This window comes from Niabella sp. ZPM-14 (assembly GCF_055693045.2).
Window position 1 is genome coordinate 3,667,315 of the sequence record NZ_CM181148.1, and the last position, 22,333, is coordinate 3,689,647.

Sequence of the window (22,333 nt, forward strand, 5' to 3'; positions counted from 1 at the left end):
TTAAAATGCTTATACCTCACCCACCCAACGCCTGTATCACGTCATACTTCGTCACGATATGATATATTCCCGCGTCGTCTTTGCTCATCACGGCGCCGTTTTCTTTGGTGATCAGCGTTTTTAGTTTGTCGACGGCGATGTTGAAATCGACGATGGGGAAGGGCGGTTCAAGAACTTCGGCAAGCTTCTCGTTCCGGATATCAGCATTGCTGAAGACCTTGGAAAATAAGCCTCCTTCCGTGATCGCGCCGGTGATGGCTCCGTTCCTCAACACGGGGATATGTTCTATGTCATATCGCTTCATCAGCTCCACCGCGTCAGACACCGTTTTGTCATCGCTGATAGTGATCAGCTTTTGAGAGCCGGGCCTGCTGCTCACAATATCTTTAAACGTTTTTACATCCAGGAAGCCGCGCTCCATCATCCACTGGTCGTTATAGATCTTGGCCACGTAGCGGCTGCCATGGTCATGCAGGATACACACGACCAGATCGTCTTTGGTGAGGGAATCCTTTAGCTGCATAAGTCCTTTCAGGCAGCTCCCTGCACTGTAGCCACAAAACAATCCCTCTTCCTTTGCCAGCCGCCGGGCCATTACCGCGCCGTCTTTATCAGTAACCTGTGTAAACTCGTCGATGACGCTCATGTCATAATTCTTCGGCAGGAAGTCTTCCCCAAAGCCTTCACTGAAATAGGGGTACACTTCGTGCTCGTCCAGCTCGCCGGTTTTGAAATATTTAGTGAGGAGCGAACCGTAGGCGTCCACCGCCCATATCTTAATGTCGGGATTTTTTTCCTTCAGGTACATCGCCACGCCGGTGATGGTGCCGCCCGTGCCGGCGGTGCACACAAGGTGTGTTATTTTTCCATCTGTTTGTTGCCAGATCTCGGGACCGGTAGTTTCATAGTGCGCCTGGCGATTCGCCAGGTTGTCATATTGATTCATGTGGTACGAGTTCGGAACCTCTCTGGCCAGCCGCGCTGCTACGCTGTAATAGCTTTGCGGATCATCCGGCTCCACATTGTTGGGGCATACAATTACCTCGGCGCCCATGGCCTTCAGGACATCCGCTTTCTCTTTTGACTGTTTGTCGGTGGTAACAAAAATGCATTTATAACCTTTCACGATGGCCGCGAGCGCCAGGCCCATACCCGTGTTGCCGCTGGTACCTTCGATAATCGTTCCGCCCGGCTTTAAGAGCCCTTCCTGTTCCGCCGCTTCCACCATCTTCAGCGCCATACGGTCTTTGATACTGTTGCCCGGGTTGAAGTAGTCCACCTTGGCCAGAACGGTGCAGGGTAACTGATGGGTGATCTTGTTCAGGCGGATCAATGGCGTGTTGCCAATGGTCTCCAGGATGTTGTTTTTAATATCCATAGTAGTTGAGTTTGACAGTTTGCAGATGACAGTTTACAGCCATTGCACGCCAGTTGCAGATAAGAGAGCTCCGACCTACAGGGTCGATCTTCGGACCTCCGACTTTCTGACTTCTTATCTCGCTATCTCTCTTATCGCTTTCAGCACTACCGTATCCCGGGTATTCAGCACCTGGTAGAAACCAGAGTCGCGCCACTTAAATCGCGCCAGCTGGGCTTCCATCCGGTCTTCCAGCCTTTCTTTTTCAAACGCGGGAACACCGGAGAGGTTTACGGTGTCTTTCCGGGCCCAGGCGGTAAACTGCACCCACATATCCTTTGCCGGGTCAAATTCTTTTGTGTACACCTGGGGGTTGGGGTAGGGATCCATTATTTTTTTGTTATCCAGGTAATAGTGGAACACAAATTCGTTGAAAGAGCCGTTTAACAGTATTTTATTGATTTCACGGGAATAGCTGGAGGTGTCAAGTCCCACGAAGATATCCGGCATGATGCCGCCACTTCCATACACGGTGCGGCCTCCATTGGTTTTATAAGCTTTACCATTATTGATTTTATTGCTATCCGCATAATAAAGCTGCCCGCTTGCATAGCGTTCCCACACTTCATCCATATACACTTTTTTACCGCCGCTGTAAGGCTTTTGAATGCTTCTGCCGATCGGCGTGTAGTAACGGGCAACGGTCAGTCGGATCGCCGAACCGTCACTGAGTAAAAATGGTTCCTGAACGAGGCCTTTTCCAAACGTGCGGCGCCCGATGATCGTGCCGCGATCCCAGTCCTGTAGCGCACCCGCAACAATCTCGCTCGCGCTGGCGCTGAGCTCGTCCACCAGCAATACCAGTTTGCCGGTCTCGAAAATACCGGGCCTTTTACACCTGTATTCCGTTTTGGGGCTGTTGACGCCTTGCGTGTATACAATTAATTTATCTCCGCTTAAAAATTCATCTGCGATCTCAATGGCTTGATCCATATAGCCGCCGCCGTTGCTTCTCAGGTCAAAGATCAGGCGATTCATACCCTGTTTTTTCAGTGCCTCCATCGCTTCCATGAACTCGCGATAGGCCGTGCTCGTAAATTCATCCAGCTTGATGAATCCAACGCCCTTTCCGATCATATAAGAAGCGGAAATGGCGGGCTTGGGAATGCTCCCGCGCGTCACGGTGATTGCCACTTTCTTCCCGTTTCTGAAAAGATCCAGCTTCACCTGTGACCCTTTTTCTCCGCGGATCACTTTCATGATCTTGGTAGTAGACACGTCTTTTCCCACGAGGTCTATACCATCAGCTTTTAAGATCTGGTCGCCGATCTGAATCCCCGCCTGATCACTGGGACCATCTTTAAATACATGAAGGATGTTCACCGTGTCACGGATCTGGTTGAATTCTACGCCAATACCTTCAAAGCTTCCGGCCAGGTCTTCGTTAGCCAGCTTCAGTTCGGCAGGAGGGAGGTATACGGAGTGAGGGTCCAGTTCGCTCATCATCTCGCGGATCGCGTTCGCCTCCAGTGTATCCAGTTTGACAGAGTCTACATATCGTGTGCGGATCACGTCCAGCGCTTCCTGCAGCGCATTCGTCCGGTCCCGCTGAAATATTTTTTTATTGGGCTGTCCGACAGCGAACCTATAACCAATATACATTCCCAGGATCATCACGAGCGACAACAAGAGCGGTAACCAAACCTCAAATTTCCGTTTCATTTATATAAAATTATGCAGGCATGCAAAATAGACAAAATTGTTCGAAAGGCTTCCGGCTTTTAGCTTTCCCCCGCAACAAACTATTGTACCGATCACCCGCTGCGATCAGCTATACACCGGGGTCGCAAACCGCTGCTGCCATAGAAAACACGGTGAAAGGACCATGACATTGGTTCAGACTACTTATATTAGCGTATTATTTGTAAACCTGAACGTCTTACATGTCACATACTATATTAATAGCTGATGCTGGTGCCACAAAAACCGAATGGAGCCTTCTAAGGAACGGCAAAGTGAAGGCGGTGGAGAGCATCGGCATCAGTCCTTATTTCCTGGGCGAAGAGCAGATTGCGGAAGTGATGAGAAAAGAACTGCTCCCCGCGCTGAAAAAAGCGCCGGTAGACAAAGTGTATTTCTATGGAACCGGTTGCCTGAATCCTGCTAATAACAAACTGGTAAAGAATGCTATAAAGAAAGTGTTCCCATCTGCCGCAGTCAACGTAACCAATGATGTTGAAGGTGCTGCGATCGGTTTGTGTGGTCGGTCCAAAGGGATTGCCTGTATCCTGGGCACCGGCGCCAGCAGCTGTTTCTACGACGGAAAAAAGATCAAAAAGAACAACCCCGGGCTGGGCTACGTATTGGGAGACGAGGGTAGCGGCGCTTACCTGGGCCGAAAAGTTGTACAATACTATTTGTACAACACATTTGATGAAGATCTGCGTGCCCGGTTTGACGCAGCTTATGTGACCAACGGGACAGAGATCCTCGAAAATGTGTATAAAAAGCCGCTCCCGAATCGTTACCTCGCTTCTTTTGCAAGATTTCTGGCCGATAACCGCGGTCATTATATGATCGAAAATATCATTGAAGACGGTCTCAACGATTTCTTTTTTACCCACCTGGTCAAGTATAACGAAGCATGGAAATATCCGATCAATTTCGTGGGGGGGATTGCCTTTGGATTTAAAGATGTGATCAGGGAGTTGTGCAACGCTTATAATTTCGAACTGGGCCGCATCCTACAGAAGCCTATGAAAGGATTGATCGAATTTCACAAAGGCGAGTAGCCCTTTACTCACCGATTGACCACGACAATAATACTATGAATCAGAAAGTAACAGAACAGCCCAGTCGCTACGACCATCTGGAAAAGATGAGCATTAACGAGTTGCTGGTATCGATTAATAAAGAAGATCAGACCGTGCCCGTCGCCGTCGAGGCCGCGCTGGGTCAGATTGAAAAACTGGTTGATGCCATTGTGGACCGCATGTTGTCTGGCGGGCGCTTGTTCTACATCGGAGCCGGCACCAGCGGGCGCCTGGGTATCCTGGATGCCAGTGAAATTCCACCCACGTATGGGATGCCTCCGGGAGTAGTGATTGGCGTTATTGCCGGTGGCAACAAAGCGATCACCACACCTGTTGAAAACGCAGAGGACGATGAAGAGCAGGGATGGAAAGATCTGAAAGAGCATCAGATCAGCGAAAAAGATGTTGTCGTGGGCGTAGCTGCCAGTGGCACCACCCCCTATGTGATCGGCGCCTTAAGACATTGCCAGGAAAATAATATTGTGACCGGTAGCATTTCGTGTAATCCAGACGCTGATATCAGTAAGGTAGCGAATCATCCGGTTGAAGTGATTGTCGGACCTGAATTCGTGACCGGCAGCACCCGCATGAAAAGCGGTACGGCCCAAAAGCTCGTGTTAAATATGATCTCCACGTCAGTGATGATCCAGCTCGGGCGCGTAGAGGGCAACAGGATGGTGAATATGCAGCTGACCAATGATAAACTGATCGACCGTGGCACCCGGATGATCATGGAGCGTACCGGCATAGAGGACTATGAAAAAGCCAAAAGCCTGTTGATCGAAAAAGGAAGTGTAAAGTTGGCTATCGATGCCGTATTAGATCAATAGTGGATGTCGGGCGACTCCAGTTATGCCCGGCGCAACTGCCCTTTATCGTTTTTGCACAATCGTTTGCATGCGTTATGAACGCTGTTTTAAGGTAAATTCACCATTCAACCTTCAAAATACAATGCAATGAACAACAAACGCAGAAGTTTTCTTAAGAATTTCGCTTTGGGGGCCGGTGTGCTTGCCATGGACCTCCCTGCTTTCGCAACGGCCGAGGAAGAACTGAACCGTTCGCGGATCGCCGAGCGTCAGGCGGGTCCTTTTAATATGAGCGGTTACGCCGCACCAAAACTGGACAAAGTTCGCATCGGCTTTATCGGTGTAGGCAATCGCGGCAGCGGAGCCGTGAGCCGGATGAGCCACATTAAAGACGTGGAGATCGTAGCCATTTGCGATCATCGTCCCGAACAGGTAGCTAAATCACAAAAGACGCTGGAAAAGGCAGGCTTACCAAAAGCTAAAGAATACACTACAGAAGAAGGGTGGAAGGATCTTTGCCAGCGCAATGATATCGACCTGGTCTATATCTGTACACCCTGGTCTATGCACACGCCGATGGCGGTCTACGCCATGCAACACGGTAAACATGCGGCTTCCGAAGTGCCTTGTGCCGTAACGCTCGATGAGTGCTGGCAGCTGGTGGAAACCTCCGAAAAGACCAAAAAGCATTTTATGATGCTGGAGAACTGCTGTTACGATTTCTTCGAATTAATGACGTTGAACATGGCGCAGCAGGGCGCTTTCGGTGAGCTGGTTCATGCAGAGGGTGCGTACATTCACGATCTGCTCAGCATGAATTTCAATAAAAATGCTTACGATCAGATGTGGCGCCTGGAAGAGAATGCCAACCGCAACGGCAACCTGTATCCGACCCACGGTCTCGGCCCGATCGCGCAATGTCTGAATATCAACCGGGGCGATAAGATGGATCATTTAGTGTCAATGAGCTCAAACGATTTCCAGATGCACGACCTTGCAGTGGAAAAGGCGGCCGAAGACGCGTTCTATAAAAAGTACACCAGCAAAAAGTTCCGCGGTAATATGAACACGTCGATTATCAGGACCAACAAAGGAAAGACCATTATGCTGCAGCACGACGTGACCTCTCCCAGACCTTACTCACGTATTCATATACTCAGTGGCACGAAAGGGTATGCACAAAAATATCCGACTCCCGGGCAGATCGCTTTTGGACACGGATGGGTGAAAGAAGAGGAGATGAAGGCGCTGGAGGAAAAATATACACCGCCGATCGTAAAACATATCGGAGAACTGGCCAAAAAAGTGGGCGGCCACGGGGGAATGGATTTTATCATGGACTGGAGGCTGATCGATTGCCTGCGCAATGGTCTGCCGCTTGATCAGGACGTGTATGACGGGGCGCTGTGGAGCGCAGCAGGGATCCTGAGCGAACATTCGGTGGCCAAGAATTCCAGAACGGTTGACGTTCCCGATTTCACAAGGGGCAACTGGAAAACCAACAAGCCGGTAAGTTTATCACTGGCAGGCGGAGCGACCACCACCACAAGATAAGAACAACGAATAAAGGAAGGCAAAAGCCTTCCTTTTATAATATCGTATCAGGAAAAAATTATTTTGCTGTATCAGCGTTCAGTTTCTTAGCCAGCTTGCTTTTCAAATTAGCAGCTTTGTTGCGGTGGATGATCCCACGTTTTGCTAATTTATCAATCATGCTCTCAACAGAAGACAATTTTTCAGATGCTTCAGTGCTTCCGGCAGCTCTGAAATCCCGGATAGCATTACGTGTGGTTTTACCGTAGTATCTGTTTCTTTCACGACGCTTTGCTGCCTGACGTGCATCTTTCTTTGTAGCTTTATGATTGGCCATCTATTTTAATTTTTGGACGGCAAAGGTAGGGTATTTTCACAGATGAACAATAATTTTTTCTCTTTTTTTTACCTGGCGCGTTTCGCCGTAAATCGCACGCTGTTTTTTAATGATCATCCGGTTGCATCTTTTAACGCTTTCTATGCATCTTTATTATGGGTGATGCAAATTATGTCATATTTTCGCAAAAATATAGTGAAGGCTATCGCTTCAACACTCTCGATTCTTTAATATAAGGCACATTAATCATACATTAACGATTCATTTATAATGAAAGATTTTTCCTATATCACAAACTCGTCGCCGGCGTTTATTGAGAACATGTATCATGAGTTTGTGACTAACCCTGAGAATGTAGATCTGGAATTCCGAAAATTTTTTGAAGGCTTTGACTTTGCGGTGAACAGCGGCCTGCAGAAAAACGGGGCGCCTGCTTCTAATGGCACTCAGGCACCGGCGACCGGGAAAAACGACTGGAGAAAGGAACTCGCGGTCTACAGGCTGATCCTGGGCTACAGGAACAAGGGGCATTTGTTAGCGAATACCAACCCCATTAAGAAGCGCAAAGACCGCGGAGCCAATGTCGAGCTTTCATTTTACGGCCTGAGCGAAGCTGATTTCGACACGCAATTTGAAGCGGGCAACCTGATCGGTTTGGGCACCACTTCACTCAAAAATATTTTTACGCATCTGACGAACTGCTACGCTAATCATGTGGGCGTAGAATTTAAGTATATCAGTGATCAGAGAAGGGTAGACTGGATCACTAACGAGATAGAACGCAATTTCACCAATCCGCTGCCGTTGAAGCAGCAAAAACGCATCCTGGAGAAACTTAACCAGGGTGTGATGTTTGAAAAGTTTCTGCACACTAAATATGTAGGGCAAAAACGCTTTTCACTCGAAGGTGGCGAAACGACCATTGCGGCGCTTGATGCAATGATCAACAAATCTGCCGAGCTGGGGGTAAAAGAAGTGGTGATCGGTATGGCCCACCGCGGCCGGTTGAATGTTCTGGCGAATATCCTCGGAAAGACTTATGAACAGATCTTCAGTGAGTTTGAAGGTACGGGGGAGATCAACCAGACCATGGGCAGCGGCGATGTAAAATATCACCTGGGCTTCGGAAGTGAAATAGAAACCACAGAAGGGGATAAGATCCACCTAAAGTTGATGCCCAACCCTTCGCATCTTGAAGCGGTAGACCCCGTGGTGATTGGATTTGCCAGGAGTACGGCCAATGTGCTTCACGATGAGCAATATGATAAAGTATTGCCGATATTGATACATGGCGACGCTGCGATCGCCGGACAGGGTATTGTTTATGAATTATTGCAAATGTCCAAACTTCCGGGCTACGCTGTCGGCGGAACCATCCATTTTGTGATCAACAACCAGATCGGTTTTACCACCGATTTCTCGGATGCGCGGAGTTCAGACTATTGTACCTCCCTGGCGGCAATGACGCAAAGCCTGGTACTGCACGTGAATGGCGACGATCCTGAAGCTGTGGTTAAATGTGCTGAAATCGCAAGCCGTTACCGCAGCACCTTTCACGACGATGTATTCATCGATATGGTATGTTACCGGAAGCATGGTCACAACGAGGGCGACGATCCTAAGTTTACCCAGCCGGCCATGTATGCCTTGATTGATAAGCATCCTAATCCCCGCGAAATGTACGTGAAATACCTGTTAGACAAAGGGGAGAAAGATGCTACCGAAATGGCAAAGGCAATGGAAACCAAATTCTGGGAAGATCTGCAGGATCGCCTGGATGATGTGAAACAACGCCCGCTTCCTTACACCTATCAGGCACCACAGCTGCTGTGGAGGCAATTAAAAAAAGCTACTGAAGAAGATTTCGATAAAAGTCCGGCTACTGCAGTTCCCAAAGAACAGTTTCAGCAAGTGTTTGACGCGATCATGACCTTGCCGGAAGGCTTCACGCCGCTGAAGAAAGTGGACAAGCTATTGAAGGATAAGACGAAACTTTTTAAAGAAGAAAATAAAATAGACTGGGCGACCGCAGAGCTGATGGCTTTCGGTACGATCATGGTAGACGGGGCGGATGTAAGAATGAGCGGCCAGGACGTAGGACGCGGCACTTTCAGTTCGCGCCACTGTATACTGCGCGATGAAATCAACGACACGCCTTATAACAGGTTGGCCAATATCCCCGGCGCGCCCGGCAAGATCCGGATGTTCAACTCCCTGTTGAGTGAGAACGCCGTGTTGGGCTTTGAATATGGTTATGCGCTGGCATCTCCCAATGCGCTCGTATTGTGGGAGGCGCAGTTTGGTGACTTTGTGAATGGCGCTCAGACGATCATTGACCAGTTTATTACCGGGGCCGAACAAAAATGGAACCGGATGAATGGCCTGGTGATGCTCTTGCCGCACGGCTACGAGGGGCAGGGGCCTGAACATAGCAGCGCCCGGATGGAACGCTTCCTGATTGCTTGTGCCGAGCTGAATATTGTGGTGACCAATATCACAACGGCCGCAAACTATTTCCATGCCTTAAGAAGGCAGCTGGCCTGGCCATTCCGTAAGCCATTGATCAACTTTTCACCAAAGGCGAACCTTCGTCACCCGGGAACTTATTCCTTACAAGAGGAATTTACGTCGGGTGGATTCAAAGAGGTGATCGACGATGCGTACGTGCAGCCGGAAAATGTGAAAAAGGTATTGTTCTGCAGCGGTAAAGTATACTATGATCTTTTAGAAAGGCAGCAGAAAGAAGGCCGTAAAGACGTAGCCATCGTGAGACTGGAGCAGATCTATCCACTACCTGGCAAGCAACTGGCGGCGCTGTACAAAAAGTATAAAAATGCGGTATGGTACTGGGTACAGGAAGAGCCGCTCAATATGGGCGCCGCGTCGTTCCTGCAAATGAACCTGAAACATATCAACTACGGTATTATCGGCCGTAAAGCCAGCGCTTCGACCGCATCGGGCTTTATGAAAGTACACAAAGCAGAACAGGAAGAAATTGTGAATACCGCGTTTACGATCTAATAGCAGAGTACATATCCAAATAAATGATCGGGCGGAATAGACATTCCGCCCTCTTTATATTCAAAACTAAACATGAGATATGTTAGATCAATTTTTGGTTCAACGCTTTGACCACGGCTTCGGCTACCGAGTTCACCTGTAGTTTTTCGTAGATCTTTTTAATATGCGTGTTCACCGTATGAATGCTCAGGGAGCACGCTGAGGCCACCATTTTATGGCTGTAGCCTTTTACAAGGTAGCCTAACACTTCTTTTTCCCGCGGCGTCAGCAGGATTTCCTGGTTGTTCTCATAAAACACATGCTTCTGGAACGCCGTCAGCACTTTTTTCGCGATCGACGCCGTCATAGCGGCGTCTCCATTGTAAACATCTTCAACCGCCTGCAGTAACTGGGCAGGGGACGACTTTTTCAGGATATATCCGGACGCGCCCGCGCAGATAGATGCAAAGATCTTGTCATCATCCTCAAACACTGTCTGCATCAATACCTGCACCTTTGGAAAATTGATGCGGATCAGCTTCACACCCTCGATACCGTTCACATTGGGCATATCGATATCCATCAATACCACATCAGGCGCTGTTTTCCTCACATCCGCAATCACATTGCTGCAATCAAAAAAAGTTCCTACGCAGGTCATTTTCGGTGAAGTGTTTAGCAGCATGGCCAGGCTCTCTCGTCGATAAGCATTGTCGTCAAACACAGTAACTTTAATAGAGAGGCTACTCATATTGGATTCAAAGATACTCGAAGGCTGGGTAGTGAATCATCACTAATTCATGCGATATTTTGGACATCCCGTAAGTAAGTGCGATATCGTACTCGTATTTTGTCATTTTTACGTAATTTGCCACACTATTCTATAAAATCATAAGTATTTATGGCAATCGATATTAAGGTGCCTACCGTGGGCGAGTCAATAAGTGAAGTAACGCTTTTAAGATGGGTAAAAAAAACGGGAGATTACGTAGAGCGTGACGAGGTGATCGCAGAGTTGGAAAGTGAGAAGGCAACCTTTGAGGTAAATGCAGAAAAAGCAGGGGTTTTAACGACTTCCGTCAACGAGGGGGATGCCATAAATATTGGTGATGTGATTGCAAGTATTGACGAAACGGCGCCGAAGCCCGGTGCAGGAGACAGCGGGTCTGGCACATCCGGCAAAGTAGAAGCGCCTGATGTAGAACAAGAACCGGTAACTGCTGAGACTGAAGATCCCTTAACAACAACCGGCAAAGAAATACCGGTAAAAATTCCAACTGTTGGCGAATCCATAACCGAAGTAACACTTCTGAAATGGGTGAAAAAATCAGGTGAATATGTAGAGCGGGATGAAGTGATCGCAGAATTGGAAAGTGAAAAAGCGACTTTCGAGGTGAACGCTGAGCAAGCGGGCATTGTCGAAACATCGGTGGCAGAAGGCGACACGCTCAAGATCGGCGATACGATCGCTGTGATCAAAGAAACTTCGGGTAAACCTTCCAAACCGAAAAAGGAAGCTCCTGCACCAAAGGCAGAAGAAAAGAAGGCAGAAGCTCAAAAGCCAGCTGCCCCGGCAAGTGATATCAAAGCGACACCGGTGGCCTCGGCTATTATAGCAGATAAAAAGGTAGATCCTAAAACGGTGAAGCCATCCGGCGCATCAGGAAAGATCTTCAAAGAAGATGTGTTGGCGGCATTGGCCAGTCCGGGAAGAAAATCTTTTGACGGCGGTGAACTGTTCGGGCGCAACCAGCGCGGCGAGAAGATGACCAACCTGCGTAAGACAATTAGCCGCAGGCTGGTGGAAGCTAAAAACACGACGGCGATGCTGACTACTTTCAACGAAGTAGATATGCAGCCGATCATGGATATCCGCAGCAAATACAAAGACAAGTTTAAAGAAGCACATGGCGTAGGCCTCGGTTTCATGAGCTTTTTTGCCAAAGCTTGTGCCATCGCTCTTTCCGAATGGCCGACGGTAAATGCTTATATCGATGGAGACCAGATATTGTTCCATGACTATGCCGATATCAGCATCGCTGTAAGCACCCCGCGCGGATTGACTGTTCCGGTTATCCGGAATGTTGAAAGCCTGGGCATGGCAGAAATTGAAAAAGCGGTAATTGATCTGGCGACGAAAGCGAAGAATAGCAAGCTGACCGCAGAAGATCTCACGGGAGGAACGTTCACGATTACCAATGGTGGTGTGTTCGGTTCCATGTTGAGCACGCCGATTATAAATATCCCTCAGAGTGCTATTTTAGGGATGCACAATATTATTCAGCGGCCGGTGGCCATCAATGGTCAGGTAGTGATCCGTCCGATGATGTATGTGGCGCTGAGCTACGACCACCGTATTATTGACGGACGTGAGTCGGTGAGCTTCCTCGTTCGCGTGAAAGAATTGTTAGAAAATCCGACACTGCTCCTGGTGCAGAAAGATCCGGTGAAAGCGTTGCTGGAATTGTAGATAGCAGCCTTAGTAGGATACCCGTTGACATTTTTAAAAAGACCTTCCAGGTGTTCAAAACCTGGGAGGTCTTAATGCATAACAATGTGGTCCGGAAAACTTAACTAATTGTCAGACATGAGCCTATTCTCTTATCATCTCGTAAAGACCTCTTATATCGCTGCTTTGAAAGCGATATGGACGCCTCCACAACCAGCGGATGTCCCGGGATTGATTCATGCGGAATGCATGATGGCCATGACATTGGGGGCTCCTTTATTTTCGGCATCGCGTATATTGGTCAGACAGGTGGCTCTCTTCGCTCAATGGGAGCATGAAGCGGCTATGGATGACTTTCTGGCCAATCATCGGATCGGCAAAATCATGGCAAAAGGGTGGCATACAAGGCTGGTTTTTATGCGGCAGTGGGGCACGATCAGCGGATTTCAAATTCCTGGTGGCAGCGAGGAGTCCGACACACCCGACGCTCCCGTGATTGCGGTGACGATCGCCCGTATGAAATTGCCCGAGGTGCCAAGGTTCATCCATTGGGGCCGCCCGGTTGAACAGCTTGTTCGGGATCATCCCGGAACTACCTTGTCTTTAGCGTCCATCCGGCTTCCCCGGACTGTGTCAACTTTTTCGATCTGGAAGTCGCAAAAGGAAATGACGGATATGGTTCGCGGACACAGCGCGGTTCCCCGACCGCAAAGGCATATGAATGCCATGAAAGAGAGAGAAAGAAAAGATTTTCATTTTGAATTTACCACATTACGATTTAAGCCGGTATCCGAATCCGGCGAGTGGAATGGTCGTATGCGCCTGATACCAGGTCTTAAATAATTATAGATGGGTTTAGCGTATCCAATGCAAAGCTTTCAGGACTGGTTGACTCAGCAATGGGTGATTTTTAGAGGAAGAAGAATAGATCCGAAAGACGTCCCCTGGTTAATCGGACCTTTTGGCAATTTGGACGCGATCAGCTCTGATTTCATTCATCAATTTGCGGAAAGGGAAAATTTAGTGATTAATAAAACCTCTTCGGAAACTCAAGGTCTGATCCCGTCAATAGAAAAATTTAATTTGTCTCAACAAGAGCGATCAGACTTGTCTCCGGAGGTCATTCGTTTTTACGAAAATACCGAAGACTACGCTCTGGACTTTTCTGTGAGCTGGCACCCCTTCTTCAGAATTTTTGGTGTGCTGATCAATAAACTGTTTAGTAACAGGATCAACCAATTGAACATTCCTACGAAGAACATTACCAGCGGAACGTCGCTGAAAAGTGAAATCGTGACTTTATCAGATAGCCAGACAGGTGAGAACAAATATACCTTCTGGATGAGGTCTGTGGCGTCCACTGGTCAGGCGATCTACTCGGGTGCGTATGGTATCAGCACGCTTCCTTCCGGACAAAGCTGTATCAAAGCGGTATTCCCTTTACCGAACGGCAATGCCACCGTCTTTATGTCACCTCGTGTTGGCCTAAACGGTGAGCTGATCCTGAATTCATGTGGAAGAAAGTTTGGTGACGCTGGCTTTTACTTTTTATTGAAAGATGCCAGGGGGAACCATTGGTCTCAATTCATCAGGTCCTTCCGCGACAAATTGGTGGTCCGGGAGGAAGGCGATCACATAGTTGCCGAACAAACGCTCACGCTCTGGCACCGGCGGGTGGTCACGTTCAATTACAAGATTGAACGGCGATGATGAGGTGGCTTTGTCTGTCTGAAGAGTAAAGACTGAACCTTCCTGTCAGGACTTTATTCAGAACGGTGTAAACTTCAAAATAAATCAGCCTCTAAAAAGTTCAAATGTTGTCTAAATAGTTAACGTTGTTTCGCGAAGGTCGCCAGACAAATCGTCGCCTATAAAAGATACTTTTTGGATTTCTACGAAAGCCAGCCTGAAGGTGTGCAATGGAAGATAGAATGGACTTTAAATCTTTTACGGACAGTTGATCGGATACCAAAGAAGTATTTTGAACACATTACCGGAACGGACGGCCTTTATGAAGTCAGGGTTGAGTTGGAAAGTAATATTTACAGAATTTTTTCCTTTTTTGATAAAAGGCAGCTTATAGTCCTTGGTAACGGTTTTCAAAAGAAGACTCAAAAAACACCAAAAAGAGAAATTGAAAAGGCGTTGAAAATTAAAGCAGCGTACGAAGCCGAAGGGTTACAAAACAATAAAAACTATAAAGATGGGTAGAAAGGAAGTCCAAAAGAATATCACAAGCTTTGATGAAATTTTGGATAAAAAGTACGGAAAGAGAGGAGCAAAAAAAAGAGAACAATGGGAGCAGGAGTTTGAGGCATTTCAACTTGGCGTTTTGCTTGAAGAAGCAAGGCATAAGCTCGGTTTAACCCAGGAAGAGCTTGCGGAAAAAGTCGGAACAAACAAGTCCTATATATCCCGAATTGAAAACAACGCGAGTGATATCAGACTCTCCACTTTAATGAAAATTGTTCAAACAGGTTTAGGCGGACACTTAAAGTTGACGCTGCAACTCTGATCGATGTTAACAACAAGTCCGAAACTCCCTTCTTTTGACTACGAGCTGTCATAAGCATTTTCATGCCCCCCTGGCATTTTTCCGGAATCATTTTATCCCTGCTGGAATAACGTCAAAATGGCCATTCACATCAGATGCGTTTGCCCTGCATAGGCCTCTACGCATTTCGCACACTTTATGTATATTTTGTACCTTTATGGTATTATAAAAAGATTTCCATGTTATACGGACAAGTGAGCATAGACCCTGAAGTAATGAGCGGGACACCGGTATTCACGGGAACGCGTGTGCCGGTTCAAAACCTGTTTGATTATATTGAAGGGGGAGACAATCTGGATGAATTTCTTGATGACTTTCCTTCAGTTTCCAAAGAAGCAGCGATTGCAGTTTTGGAAATGGCAAGGCACACACTAACAACCGAAAAGTTGCTTAATGAAAATTTTGCTTGACGAAAGTCTGCCCAGAAAGCTGAAAAATTATTTTGGTACAACACATGAAGTATGGACCGTGCGCGATAAAGGCTGGTTGGGTCAAAAGAATGGAGCATTACTAAAACTTATGACCGAACATGGCTTTGAAATGTTTGTTACAGTCGACAAGAATCTTCAATATCAGCAAAATATAGAAGGCCTTCCTTTAATAATATGTGTCTTGTGTACAGCTGATAATAGATTAGAAACACTCGCGGCCCTTGTGCCTGAACTTTTAGACAGAATAGCTGAAGGCAACCTGAAAAAAATAATTGAAATTTCCTTATAACTCATCCATAGTTTGCAACAGCTCTACACTCATCATAAACGCTTCTACTCTCACCTCAACACAGCAAAAGCTATATTGCAGGCATATGCCGGCGACATTCCTTTTGCTCATTTTATCAAGGCTTACTTCTCACAGCACAAAAAATTTGGGAGCAAAGATCGCAAACAGATCACTGCTTTGTGTTACGGCTTTTTCAGACTAGGACGTTCTTATCCTGAATATACCATCGAACAAAGGACACTGAAGGGATATCAGCTTTCCACAGACGACTGGACGCCGGAATGGCTTTCTTTTTTTAAACAAGAAAAATTACCTCAATCAGCGCCGGAGAACATATTTTCATTTAAAGACCACTTAAGTGAAAGCATCGACCGTGCAGCGTTTGAAAGATCTCATTTGATACAACCTGATTTATTTCTGCGTATCAGACCAGGAAAAGAGCGTGCGGTAACTCAAAAGCTGCAGTCGTCCGGTCTGGATTTTACGATTACCGGAAACACCGTGCGGTTGCCCAACGCCTCTAAAATAGATGAGTTGTTAGTGTTGAACAAAGAAGTCGTAGTTCAGGATTACAATTCACAAAGAGTGGGAGAATTTTTGGAAATTTACCAATCAGAAATCTTTAATGCTACTCCGGACCCCAGACCTCGAACGTCCGGCATCAAAGTCTGGGACTGCTGCGCCGCCAGTGGCGGGAAGTCCATCCTCGCTAAAGATATATTGGGGGATATTAATCTGACTGTTTCCGATATCCGGCCTTCCATTATCAGCAATTTGAAAAAACGGTTAAACGAGGCGGGCATCAAAGATTACACCTCTTTTGTCAGCGATTCGGCTACGGCTACCCCCGACCAGCCATTTGACCTGATCATTGCCGATGTGCCCTGTAGCGGCAGCGGCACCTGGGCGCGAACCCCGGAACACCTGGTCTTTTTCAAGGAAGAGAAAATTGCTGCCTATGCGGCACTTCAACAAAATATTGTTGCCAATGCGACCCGTTATCTCAAGCCGGGTGGCTTCCTGCTGTATATTACCTGCTCTGTTTTTGCTGAAGAAAATGAAAACCACACTGCCTTCCTGCAACAGCAAGGCCTCCGATTGGTCCGGCAATCTTTATTGAAAGGTTATGATCAGCGGGCAGACACACTGTTCGCTGCATTGCTAAAGTCCTGAGCCTCACGGACCCCAAAATCCCCTTGTTAAAATAGTGTAGATATTGGGTAAATCTGTTGAAAGGTTGCACCACAATATTTTTTAAATTTGGGATATTGTTGTTATATGATTCTCTCGAATTCTAAAATATTAATTGCGGTCTCTCTTATTGCTGCAGCAGGCTTGGGCTGGTACTTTTTTTCCAATGAAAAGAAGGTGGACTTTAATACGGATGTCAAACCTATACTCAATAAAAAATGTATCAGTTGTCATGGTGGCGTAAAACAGAGCGGAGGATTCAGCGTCCTGTTCCGGGAAGAGGCACTGGCAAAAACTGAAAGCGGGAAGCCGGCGATTGTCCCCGGCAACCCTGATGAAAGTGAATTTATCCGCAGGTTAACCGTAAATGATCCTGAAGAGCGGATGCCTTACAAACATGATCCGCTTCCGGAGGAGGAAATTGACCTGCTTAAAAGATGGGTGAAGCAAGGCGCGCAATGGGGCAAGCACTGGGCTTATCTCCCGGTTGAAAAAACGGCGATCCCGGATGAAGATGATGGCTGGATCAAAAACGACATCGACCGGTTTGTTTTTCAAAAAATGGAAGCCGAAGACGTTTCACCATCGGAAGAGGCCGATAAACCCACCCTGTTAAGGCGTGTAAGCCTGGATCTGACCGGTCTTCCTCCGTCTGATGCTATTGCCAGTCAATTCCTGAAAGACGCTTCTGATAAGGCCTACGAAAAACTGGTAGACCAGTTGCTGGCGGATCCTAACTACGGTGAGCGATGGACTTCCCTGTGGATGGACCTGGCGCGCTATGCCGATACCAAAGGCTATGAAAAGGACGCGCACCGCTCAATATGGCGCTACCGCGACTGGCTCATTAAAGCATTCAATGAAAATAAACCTTACGATAAATTCTTAATAGAACAGATCGCAGGTGACCTGTTGCCTAACCCCACAGATGCACAATACATCGCAACAGCCTTTCAAAGGAACACACTGACCAACGACGAGGGTGGGACTGATAACGAAGAGTATCGCACCGCTGCGGTGATTGACCGGGTGAACACCACCTGGGAGGCGTTGATGGGTACCACGTTTGCCTGTGTACAGTGTCACAGCCATCCCTACGACCCTTTCAAACATGAGGACTATTACCGGTTCATGGCGTTCTTCAACAATACCCGTGATGAAGATACTTTTGAGGATTTTCCTTTACTGCGAGAGTACGAAGGTGCCGATAGTGCTAAGTTTGAAACATTGAAACAGTGGCTGACTCAAAACACCACTGCAGCCACCTACAATCCCATTATCCGGTTTTTAAAGACCGGCCAACCTGTTGTCAATTCCGTAGTCAGCGATAACATGACCAATAGCGCACTTGCCGATACCAAGTGGTTATCGATGCGCAATAACTCATCAGCACGCATTAAAAAGATTGATTTAAGCAATAAAACCGAACTAATGTTCCGGTACACTTCCGGAGTCAACAACGGTGTGTGGAAATTGCATGCTGATTCTCTGAACGGACCGGTGTTTGCCACCGTTGCGCTCAAACCTACCAGCGGATGGCAGGTAGCTACTGTTGATATTCAACCCCTGGCTGGCGTACACGATATCTGGTTCAGCTATCAAAACCCTTCTCTGAAAACGGAAGATGAAAATGGCGCGCTGTTTAGCTGGTTCTACTTCAAACAGCCGTTCCCGGGAGAAGGTAAGCCAGGCTACGATTCGGCTTATAAACACTACAATGAGCTGATTGTCTCCAACAATTTTGTCGCCACTCCGATATTGGTAGAGAACCCCGCAGATCTCTTCCGCACTACCAACATATTTGAAAGAGGCAGCTGGCTTTCGAAAGGCGATGTGGTGCAACCGGGCGTGCCCGCTGTTTTAAACCCGATGCCTACCGGTGCGCCTAAAAACCGCCTGGGACTGGCGATGTGGCTGACCGATAAAAAAAATCCGTTGACTGCGCGTACCATGGTTAACCGTTTGTGGGAACAGCTGTTTGGAGCGGGTATCGCTGAGACGCTGGAAGACATGGGCACGCAGGGTGTGCCGCCGACCCATAAAGAACTACTGGATTACCTGTCCTGGAAATTCATGAATGACTATAAATGGAGCATTAAAGACCTGCTCAAAGAAATAGTCATGTCTGCAACATATCGGCAGCGATCAGAAGTGTCTGATGAGTTACTCAAAAAAGATCCTAATAATAAATTATACGCCAGGGGGCCCCGCGTGCGATTATCTGCTGAACAGATCCGCGATCAATCCCTGGCAGTATCGGACCTGTTAAGTAATAAAATGTTTGGCAAAAGCGTTATGCCGTATCAGCCGGCAGGCATCTGGAAGTCACCCTATAACGGCGCGGACTGGAAGCAAAGCGAAGGAGAGGATCAGTACCGCAGGGCGGTATACACTTACTGGAAAAGAACGGCTCCTTATCCTTCCATGATCAGTTTTGATGCGGCCATGCGCGATGTCTGTCTCCCGCGCCGGATCAGGACCAATACGCCTTTGCAGGCCTTAGGTACGTTGAATGATTTTGCTTACTGGGAAATGGCGCGGCATTTTGCCCAACGTATGAGAGAAATAGGCGGAAGCGATATAAAAAGCCAGATACAAAAAGGATATGAGTCGATGATGTACAAGCCGATTGATCCGGATAAGCTAAGCATATTGACAGGCTTATACAATCAATCCGTTCAATCATTTTTGAAAGGCAGTTCCGATATGAAAGAGGTGTTAGGTCCAGATGGATATGCGAATCCTCGAAAAGCAGCCATGGTAGTGGTCGCCAACGCAATGTTGAACCTGGATGAATGGCTGAATAAGAGTTGATGGACGATAGTCATGGCCTATGTGCCGTGAACTATCGGCAACAAAACATTTTTTATGACACAAAAAGAATTACATAATGACCGGTTGAAAGCAGAAGCGGTTAATGCGCAGCTTCAGATGCATACACGCCGTCATTTTCTTAAAGAGAGTGCTTTTGGTTTAGGAGCATTGGCCTTTGGGTCTCTGTTGGGCAGCTGCTCCAATAAGAAGGTCCAAACGGCCAATGATCTCTTTGATCCCGTTAACCCTTTAGCAGCCAAATCTCCCATGTTTCCAGGTAAGGCCAGGTCGGTCATTTACATACACATGGCGGGCGCACCCTCTCAATTAGAATTGTTCACTTACAAACCAGAGCTGGCAAAACTGGATGGATTAGATTGTCCGCAGTCTTTATTAGAAGGAAAGAAATTCGCTTTTATACGAGGCGTTCCCAAGATGTTGGGGCCGCAGGCAAAATTCAGGCAGTATGGCGAAAGCGGTTTGTGGTTGTCAGACAACCTGCCACACTTGTCTACCGTAGTCGATGATATTGCTTTCATTAATACAGTAACCACCGATCAGTTCAATCACGCTCCGGCGCAGTTACTGATGAACACCGGATCGGCGCGTGGCGGAAGGCCAAGCATCGGTTCCTGGATCACTTATGGATTGGGTACGGAAAATAAAAATCTGCCGGGTTATGTAGTGCTCACTTCTGGCGGAAATAATCCCGACGGGGGAAAAAGCCTCTGGGGAAGTGGCTTTCTGCCCAGCGTGTACCAGGGGGTGCAATGCCGGAGTGAGGGTGATCCCGTATTATTTATTTCCGATCCCGACGGTATGAGCCGCGATCTGCGCAAAGCCTCTATCGACGCTATTAACAAAGTCAATCAGGAAGAATACAAGCAATACAACGATCCTGAAATCTTAAGCCGTATCTCGCAATACGAGATGGCCTATAAAATGCAGATCTCTGTTCCCGAAGTAATGAACATCAGCGATGAGCCCGCATACATTCATGAAATGTATGGCACCCAACCGGGGGAAGCCTCATTTGCCAACAATGTATTGCTGGCGCGAAAGCTGGTAGAAAAAGGGGTTCGCTTTGTGCAGTTATTTGACTGGGGATGGGATGCGCATGGTGATTCGGCACCCAATGCCGTAGATATCGGACTGGTGAATAAATGCCGACAGGTAGATAAGCCTATTACCGCGCTGCTGCTCGATTTGAAGCAAAGAGGCCTGCTCGATGAGACGCTGGTAGTGTGGGGGTCAGAGTTTGGCCGTACACCCATGCAGGAAAACCGGGATGGTAAAACAATGGCTTTTAAAGGGCGCGACCACCACGGCGATGCGTTCACGGTATGGATGGCCGGCGGCGGTGTTAAAGGCGGTACCACCTATGGAGAAACGGATGAGATCGGCTACAGTCCCGTAAGCGATAAGGTAGAGGCGTTTGACATCCAGGCGACGATCTTAAACCAATTAGGATTCAATCACGAAGAGTTTACCTACGAATTTCAGGGCCGGCCTTTCCGGCTTACCGATGTGGGAGGTAAGGTGATACAGGATATTTTAGTTTAAGCGAATGTGAGCGGGTCAGACCGGGACGGTCAGACCCGTTCGCGATGAATAGGTTTTTCTGCCCCGGATTGCAATGACGGAACCGGCGGTCGCGTAGATAAGATCAGTTCTGTGCTTCAGCTGAAGGGAGCCTGCCGTTTGCGTTCAGGCGTCGCAAGATCGATGATACCCGCCGGTACCGAACGTTGGGAGGGAGCAAGGACAGATTCAATAATTAAAAATTGAAATGAAACAAAACAGACGGAAATTTTTAGAACTATCGGCAGCAGCCTCTGCTGCTTTATTTTTTTCTAACATGGAAGCGGTTGCTTCCGCGTCCGCGCCAGGCATCAAAGTAAAAAAGGATGATCTCAGGATCATGCAGACTAATTGGGGCTTTTCCGGAACGATGGATGCCTTTTGCGCGAAAGCGAAAGCATCGGGTTATGACGGAGTGGAGCTCTGGTGGCCAATGGACGACAAACAGCAACAGGAAATGTTTGCCGCGTTGAAAAAAAATGACCTGGAAGTGGGCTTCCTTTGTGGTGGATGGCAAAAGGATCCTGTCGAACATCTGGATCATTTTAAAAAAATGATCGATGCCGCAGCAAAGCAAGGCCAGAAACGCCCATTGTATATCAACAATCACTCGGGGCGTGATTATTTTAGCTTTGAAGACAACGCAAAATTCATCGCTCATACCAGTGCGCTGGCCAAAGAAACCGGCATCCCGATTTGTCATGAAACGCATCGCAGCCGGATGCTCTTTGCGGCACCGATTGCCCGGCAATATATCCAGCAGTTTCCCGACCTGAAGGTCACGCTCGATATTTCCCACTGGTGTTGTGTTCACGAAAGTCTGTTGGCCGACCAGGAAGAAACGGTTCAGATGGTTTTAGACAGGGCAGAGCATGTTCATGCGCGGATCGGCCATGCACAGGGTCCGCAGGTGAATGATCCGCGGGCACCCGAATGGGCCAAGGCCGTGAAAGCCCATTTTGATTGGTGGGACAAGATCGTTGCGCGGAAAAGGCAGGAGGGAACGGTCATTACTTTCCTCACAGAGTTTGGGCCGCCCGATTACATGCCGACCCAGCCATACTCCCGCAAACCACTGGCTGATCTGTGGGAAGTGAATGTGCACATGATGCGGCTTCTGAGAAAGCGGTATACTGAATGATATTGACCAATACTTATAGGCCTGCTGATCAGGC

General features: G+C 47.7%; 19 protein-coding genes. 15 read left to right on the forward strand and 4 right to left on the reverse strand.

Annotated features, from left to right (window positions below):
- Positions 1-16 precede the first annotated feature (16 nt).
- The gene (locus ACU37H_RS15620; RefSeq protein WP_472705380.1) at positions 17-1,378 is read right to left on the reverse strand and encodes a pyridoxal-phosphate dependent enzyme; all 1,362 of its coding nucleotides are present in this window, start codon (positions 1,376-1,378) and stop codon (positions 17-19) included.
- A gap of 114 nt (positions 1,379-1,492) precedes the next feature.
- Positions 1,493-3,079 (reverse strand): S41 family peptidase, encoded by a 1,587-nt coding sequence (locus ACU37H_RS15625; RefSeq protein ID WP_472705378.1) that lies wholly within the window; start codon positions 3,077-3,079, stop codon positions 1,493-1,495.
- Positions 3,080-3,300: 221 nt separating this feature from the next.
- Here ACU37H_RS15625 and ACU37H_RS15630 point away from each other — a divergent pair, with 221 nt between their 5' ends.
- The 3 genes from ACU37H_RS15630 (at position 3,301) to ACU37H_RS15640 (ending at position 6,533) form a co-directional block, all read left to right on the forward strand.
- Positions 3,301-4,149 (forward strand): N-acetylglucosamine kinase, encoded by an 849-nt coding sequence (locus ACU37H_RS15630; RefSeq protein WP_472705376.1) that lies wholly within the window; start codon positions 3,301-3,303, stop codon positions 4,147-4,149.
- Between the two features lie 35 nt (positions 4,150-4,184).
- Positions 4,185-5,000: an N-acetylmuramic acid 6-phosphate etherase gene (murQ, locus tag ACU37H_RS15635; protein ID WP_472705374.1), complete on the forward strand. Its 816-nt coding sequence runs from the start codon at positions 4,185-4,187 to the stop codon at positions 4,998-5,000.
- A 126-nt stretch (positions 5,001-5,126) separates the two neighbouring features.
- Positions 5,127-6,533, forward strand: coding sequence for a Gfo/Idh/MocA family protein (locus tag ACU37H_RS15640; RefSeq protein ID WP_472705372.1), 1,407 nt, complete (start codon positions 5,127-5,129; stop codon positions 6,531-6,533).
- A 58-nt stretch (positions 6,534-6,591) separates the two neighbouring features.
- Here the strand turns inward: ACU37H_RS15640 and rpsT are convergent, their stop codons facing one another.
- On the reverse strand, positions 6,592-6,849 hold the full coding sequence (gene rpsT, locus ACU37H_RS15645) for a 30S ribosomal protein S20 (RefSeq protein ID WP_472705370.1): 258 nt from the start codon (positions 6,847-6,849) through the stop codon (positions 6,592-6,594).
- Positions 6,850-7,119: 270 nt separating this feature from the next.
- On the opposite strand from rpsT, the gene ACU37H_RS15650 reads away from it, so the two are divergent.
- Complete coding sequence (locus ACU37H_RS15650; protein ID WP_472705368.1) at positions 7,120-9,870, forward strand: 2-oxoglutarate dehydrogenase E1 component; 2,751 nt, start codon at positions 7,120-7,122, stop codon at positions 9,868-9,870.
- 82 nt (positions 9,871-9,952) lie between these two features.
- Here ACU37H_RS15650 and ACU37H_RS15655 read toward each other — a convergent pair whose 3' ends face one another.
- On the reverse strand, positions 9,953-10,600 hold the full coding sequence (locus ACU37H_RS15655) for a response regulator transcription factor (protein WP_472705366.1): 648 nt from the start codon (positions 10,598-10,600) through the stop codon (positions 9,953-9,955).
- A 150-nt stretch (positions 10,601-10,750) separates the two neighbouring features.
- Between ACU37H_RS15655 and odhB the strand changes: the two genes are divergently transcribed.
- The 11 genes from odhB to ACU37H_RS15710 all read left to right on the forward strand — a co-directional run bounded on the left by odhB (position 10,751) and on the right by ACU37H_RS15710 (position 22,299).
- Entirely contained in the window at positions 10,751-12,319 is a 1,569-nt protein-coding gene (odhB, locus tag ACU37H_RS15660) for a 2-oxoglutarate dehydrogenase complex dihydrolipoyllysine-residue succinyltransferase (protein WP_472705365.1), read from the forward strand.
- Between the two features lie 117 nt (positions 12,320-12,436).
- A complete protein-coding gene (locus ACU37H_RS15665) occupies positions 12,437-13,141 on the forward strand; it encodes a hypothetical protein (RefSeq protein WP_472705363.1) in 705 nt (234 codons plus the stop codon).
- Positions 13,142-13,147: 6 nt separating this feature from the next.
- Positions 13,148-14,008, forward strand: coding sequence for a hypothetical protein (locus ACU37H_RS15670; protein WP_472705361.1), 861 nt, complete (start codon positions 13,148-13,150; stop codon positions 14,006-14,008).
- Positions 14,009-14,182: 174 nt separating this feature from the next.
- On the forward strand, positions 14,183-14,509 hold the full coding sequence (locus ACU37H_RS15675; protein WP_472705359.1) for a type II toxin-antitoxin system RelE/ParE family toxin: 327 nt from the start codon (positions 14,183-14,185) through the stop codon (positions 14,507-14,509).
- Positions 14,502-14,813 (forward strand): helix-turn-helix domain-containing protein, encoded by a 312-nt coding sequence (locus ACU37H_RS15680; RefSeq protein ID WP_472705357.1) that lies wholly within the window; start codon positions 14,502-14,504, stop codon positions 14,811-14,813. The genes ACU37H_RS15675 and ACU37H_RS15680 overlap by 8 nt, the downstream gene beginning before the upstream one ends.
- Positions 14,814-15,031: 218 nt before the next feature.
- A complete protein-coding gene (locus ACU37H_RS15685) occupies positions 15,032-15,262 on the forward strand; it encodes a DUF433 domain-containing protein (protein ID WP_472705355.1) in 231 nt (76 codons plus the stop codon).
- A complete protein-coding gene (locus tag ACU37H_RS15690) occupies positions 15,246-15,572 on the forward strand; it encodes a DUF5615 family PIN-like protein (RefSeq protein ID WP_472705353.1) in 327 nt (108 codons plus the stop codon). Before ACU37H_RS15685 ends, ACU37H_RS15690 begins: the two co-directional genes overlap by 17 nt.
- Before the next feature lie 12 nt (positions 15,573-15,584).
- Complete coding sequence (locus tag ACU37H_RS15695; protein ID WP_472705351.1) at positions 15,585-16,745, forward strand: RsmB/NOP family class I SAM-dependent RNA methyltransferase; 1,161 nt, start codon at positions 15,585-15,587, stop codon at positions 16,743-16,745.
- Between the two features lie 105 nt (positions 16,746-16,850).
- Positions 16,851-19,577 carry a DUF1553 domain-containing protein gene (locus tag ACU37H_RS15700; RefSeq protein WP_472705349.1) on the forward strand — a complete coding sequence of 909 codons (2,727 nt, stop codon included), beginning with the start codon at positions 16,851-16,853 and terminating at the stop codon, positions 19,575-19,577.
- A gap of 54 nt (positions 19,578-19,631) precedes the next feature.
- Complete coding sequence (locus ACU37H_RS15705; RefSeq protein WP_472705347.1) at positions 19,632-21,140, forward strand: DUF1501 domain-containing protein; 1,509 nt, start codon at positions 19,632-19,634, stop codon at positions 21,138-21,140.
- Between the two features lie 226 nt (positions 21,141-21,366).
- Positions 21,367-22,299, forward strand: a complete 933-nt coding sequence (locus ACU37H_RS15710) for a sugar phosphate isomerase/epimerase family protein (protein ID WP_472705345.1) — start codon at positions 21,367-21,369, stop codon at positions 22,297-22,299.
- Positions 22,300-22,333: the final 34 nt, after the last annotated feature.

Excerpts from the sequence above, each read along its gene's own strand:
- ACU37H_RS15620 (WP_472705380.1), bottom strand. The coding sequence starts at position 1,378 with ATGGATATTAAAAACAACATCCTGGAGACCATTGGCAACACGCCATTG.
- ACU37H_RS15625 (WP_472705378.1), bottom strand. The coding sequence starts at position 3,079 with ATGAAACGGAAATTTGAGGTTTGGTTACCGCTCTTGTTGTCGCTCGTG.
- ACU37H_RS15630 (WP_472705376.1), top strand. The coding sequence starts at position 3,301 with ATGTCACATACTATATTAATAGCTGATGCTGGTGCCACAAAAACCGAA.
- murQ (WP_472705374.1), top strand. The coding sequence starts at position 4,185 with ATGAATCAGAAAGTAACAGAACAGCCCAGTCGCTACGACCATCTGGAA.
- ACU37H_RS15640 (WP_472705372.1), top strand. The coding sequence starts at position 5,127 with ATGAACAACAAACGCAGAAGTTTTCTTAAGAATTTCGCTTTGGGGGCC.
- rpsT (WP_472705370.1), bottom strand. The coding sequence starts at position 6,849 with ATGGCCAATCATAAAGCTACAAAGAAAGATGCACGTCAGGCAGCAAAG.
- ACU37H_RS15650 (WP_472705368.1), top strand. The coding sequence starts at position 7,120 with ATGAAAGATTTTTCCTATATCACAAACTCGTCGCCGGCGTTTATTGAG.
- ACU37H_RS15655 (WP_472705366.1), bottom strand. The coding sequence starts at position 10,600 with ATGAGTAGCCTCTCTATTAAAGTTACTGTGTTTGACGACAATGCTTAT.
- odhB (WP_472705365.1), top strand. The coding sequence starts at position 10,751 with ATGGCAATCGATATTAAGGTGCCTACCGTGGGCGAGTCAATAAGTGAA.
- ACU37H_RS15665 (WP_472705363.1), top strand. The coding sequence starts at position 12,437 with ATGAGCCTATTCTCTTATCATCTCGTAAAGACCTCTTATATCGCTGCT.
- ACU37H_RS15670 (WP_472705361.1), top strand. The coding sequence starts at position 13,148 with ATGGGTTTAGCGTATCCAATGCAAAGCTTTCAGGACTGGTTGACTCAG.
- ACU37H_RS15680 (WP_472705357.1), top strand. The coding sequence starts at position 14,502 with ATGGGTAGAAAGGAAGTCCAAAAGAATATCACAAGCTTTGATGAAATT.
- ACU37H_RS15685 (WP_472705355.1), top strand. The coding sequence starts at position 15,032 with ATGTTATACGGACAAGTGAGCATAGACCCTGAAGTAATGAGCGGGACA.
- ACU37H_RS15690 (WP_472705353.1), top strand. The coding sequence starts at position 15,246 with ATGAAAATTTTGCTTGACGAAAGTCTGCCCAGAAAGCTGAAAAATTAT.
- ACU37H_RS15700 (WP_472705349.1), top strand. The coding sequence starts at position 16,851 with ATGATTCTCTCGAATTCTAAAATATTAATTGCGGTCTCTCTTATTGCT.
- ACU37H_RS15705 (WP_472705347.1), top strand. The coding sequence starts at position 19,632 with ATGACACAAAAAGAATTACATAATGACCGGTTGAAAGCAGAAGCGGTT.
- ACU37H_RS15710 (WP_472705345.1), top strand. The coding sequence starts at position 21,367 with ATGAAACAAAACAGACGGAAATTTTTAGAACTATCGGCAGCAGCCTCT.